The following is a 2752-nucleotide window of genomic DNA, read 5'->3' on the forward strand; positions in this document are numbered from 1 at the left end:
ACCATCTGACGCTGTCGGCTGACGACTATGCCCGGCTCGGCACGCTGATCCAGATGAACCCGCCGATACGCGACAAGCGCCATCGCGATGGCGTCTGGCATGGTATCGCGCAAGGCATCGTCGACGTGCTCGGCTCGGATCACGCGCCGCACACGCTGGCCGAGAAGGGGAAGCCCTATCCGGCTTCGCCGTCGGGGATGACCGGCGTGCAGACGCTGGTGCCGATCATGCTCGATCACGTCAATGCCGGCCGGCTGACGCTGCAGCGCTTCGTCGACCTGTCCAGCCATGGCCCGCAGCGTATCTTCGGCATGGCCAGGAAAGGCCGCATTGCCGCCGGCTACGACGCGGACCTCACCATTGTCGATATGAAGCGGCGCGAAACCATCACCAACGCGCGGGTGGGCTCGAAGGCCGGGTGGACGCCTTATGATGGCAAGGATGTCACCGGCTGGCCGATCGGTACCGTTATTCGCGGTCGCCGCGTCATGTGGGAAGGCGAGATCGTCATGCCAAGCCAGGGTAGGGCGGTCGAGTTTTCCGAGGCCTTGCCTGTCCAGTCTTCGTAGCTCTTCAGTCGCCAGCGACGAAGAAGGTCCATTGCCCCGCCGGCGTGATCCCGACGCGGTAGAAGATATAGGCGCCGAACTGCTTCATGTCGTCGACGTCGCTCGCGGTGACGATCTTGAACAGCTCGACCTTCTGCCTGGCGTCGAGCTTGTCCAGCGGCAGCGCGAAGAAATATGGCCAGACATAGAGTTCCTGCGGCGTTCCGGCGTCGATATGGACATAGCCGGCACTGAGCACTTCCTCCAGGATGGCCAGGATCTCCTGGCCGTCCGGGTCGCCGGAGAGACCTTTGAGGAAGGCGATGGGGTCGCCGTCTATATCGGTCAGCGAGATCTGCGTCATGCTATCGCCCGTGCCGATCAAAGGGCGCAACTTTTCGATGTCGCCGCTCTTGCAGGCTTCGACGATCAGGCCCTGCATGCGCCGCACCGGCTCTGGCAGCTTGCCGAGATCGTAGACGACCTCGGGAGCCGGTGTGTCGGGGTCCACGCGCGGCCTGGTCGTACCGCCATCCGCCGGGCTGTCAGGCTGCGCCCCGTCGGGAGCCGCCGGCTGGCTGGTGGAGGGCGAAGTGCCTACCGGATCGGGCATCGGCACGGCGCCTCCAGGCACCATGTCGTCGTCCGCCGGCGGCGTGACAGGGGAGGGCAGCTCCTCGCGTTTGATTTCGCTCAACGCATAGGCGGGGCTGCTTGCCAGCCAGGCCACCAGGGGAATAGTGGCGCAGCAGGCGGCGAAGCAGATGAAAAGGACCAAGCCACGTGGCTTGCCTGACATCGGAAGAGTCACTTGCCCGCTTCTCCTTGATTCCGGGCGTCCCGCCCGAGCGGCATATCGTCAAAGAACCCGACGTGGGTTCAGTGCCGCGGCCGTTCAGGTTCGAAGGCGCCAGCAATCACCTTTTCACGCATGCGGTCGAGCAGGGCAAGGGCCGAGGTCTCGCCATTTGCCCGCAGCATCTCGCCGAAGGCGGTTTCGAGCGCCGCCTCGGCAATGATCTCTGGCTCTATGCCGGCGGAGAGACCTTCCGCCCATGCTTCGTTGTGGCTTTCAACGGCGGTCAGGCGCTTTTCTTCCCTGACCAGGGCGTCGATGTCGTTGACACCATGTTCCATATGCGATGCCCACCCTTTCAAGCCGGATCCGTCGTCTTGGACCGGGCCTGATCTGTCCACTTCATACGCGTGGCAATTAAGTATCTGTAAATAAGACATTTTTTGGGTCACTTCGGACTAGATCCTCTTGGCCGGCGTGACCCTGCCTACAGTTCGCGTCAAACTTAGCCGATAAGAACGGCCCGCGGGGTGAAAACCTTCAGTTTGAGTTAATTCCACACAGGGGCGGTTACGTTTGGTTAATACTGTTGCAGAATCGCCACATCACGATTGCACCAAGAAATGTCCGGCACAAGCCGAATATGATCCCGGCACAAGCCGAATATGACCAGAGTGACTGTCGACGATCGGCTGGCAGCGCTTAGTTGCCGTAGCGCGAGGCGATTTCGCGCGACAGCGTTTCGCCTTCCTTCATGTAGCGGCTGATGGCTTCGGTCGCCGAGGGCGTGCAATGCGTGTAGGTTCCACCGAAGGAACGGTAGCCGCGATTGAAGCTGGCGATGAAGCGGGCGCGCCGGTCGGCGTCCGGGTTTTCCGACTCAAGCAGTTTTCCCATCTCCGCCCGCCACTGGTCGCCTTTCTCGCCGCACAGATTGCGAAGAAAATGCAGCGATCCGAGAACCTCCGCCAGCCGCATCAAGCCGGGTTCGAACGGCGCCTCCGCACTGACAGCGGGCCGTGTGGAGATGGCCACGCTAACGGCAAGGCAGACTGCGAGGAGCATCGATCGACGTTTCATGGTTCTTCTCCGCCTAACGGCGTACCCGTTATGGCCTGGCAAACGGCGTAGCCGTTATGGTCCGCCTAACGGCGTAGCCGTTATGTCTGGGCTAACGGCTCCGAGCGGCGTGGGCCCGTCGTGGTGGCAAACAGCACAAGTCCTTTTGGCGAAACAATTTGTCGCCCGCAAGGCGATTTTCAGGACCGCGTCCGGGGGGCTGGACGCGCACCGAGGAGTTCCTCGGCGACGGCGAAAACCGAGCCGGCCAGCGGCAAGGCGCTCATGTCGTCGAGGGTGTAGAACGCCGCGGTCTCGGCGTCGTCGCTGGCCACGGCGTCGCCCCCGG

At 62.7% G+C, this 2752-nt stretch carries 4 protein-coding genes; 1 reads left to right on the forward strand and 3 read right to left on the reverse strand.

What is annotated here, in order from left to right:
* A partial coding sequence (locus tag WC739_RS25270) for an amidohydrolase family protein (RefSeq protein WP_372955715.1) occupies positions 1–569 on the forward strand: 569 nt, incomplete at its 5' end.
* A 4-nt stretch (positions 570–573) separates the two neighbouring features.
* Here WC739_RS25270 and WC739_RS25275 read toward each other — a convergent pair.
* The 3 genes from WC739_RS25275 to WC739_RS25285 form a co-directional block, all read right to left on the reverse strand.
* Positions 574–1359 carry a hypothetical protein gene (locus tag WC739_RS25275; protein ID WP_372955716.1) on the reverse strand — a complete coding sequence of 262 codons (786 nt, stop codon included), beginning with the start codon at positions 1357–1359 and terminating at the stop codon, positions 574–576.
* 68 nt (positions 1360–1427) lie between these two features.
* The gene (locus WC739_RS25280; RefSeq protein ID WP_372955718.1) at positions 1428–1685 is read right to left on the reverse strand and encodes a hypothetical protein; all 258 of its coding nucleotides are present in this window, start codon (positions 1683–1685) and stop codon (positions 1428–1430) included.
* 361 nt (positions 1686–2046) lie between these two features.
* Entirely contained in the window at positions 2047–2424 is a 378-nt protein-coding gene (locus tag WC739_RS25285; protein ID WP_372955717.1) for a TIGR02301 family protein, read from the reverse strand.
* Between the last annotated feature and the right edge of the window lie 328 nt (positions 2425–2752).

Origin of the sequence: Mesorhizobium sp., from assembly GCF_041661565.1 — a bacterium.
In the GTDB taxonomy this organism is placed as follows: Bacteria; Pseudomonadota; Alphaproteobacteria; order Rhizobiales; family Rhizobiaceae; genus Mesorhizobium.

Coding starts and splice junctions, on each gene's coding strand:
- WC739_RS25280 (WP_372955718.1), bottom strand. CDS start 1,685: ATGGAACATGGTGTCAACGACATCGACGCCCTGGTCAGGGAAGAAAAG.
- WC739_RS25285 (WP_372955717.1), bottom strand. CDS start 2,424: ATGAAACGTCGATCGATGCTCCTCGCAGTCTGCCTTGCCGTTAGCGTG.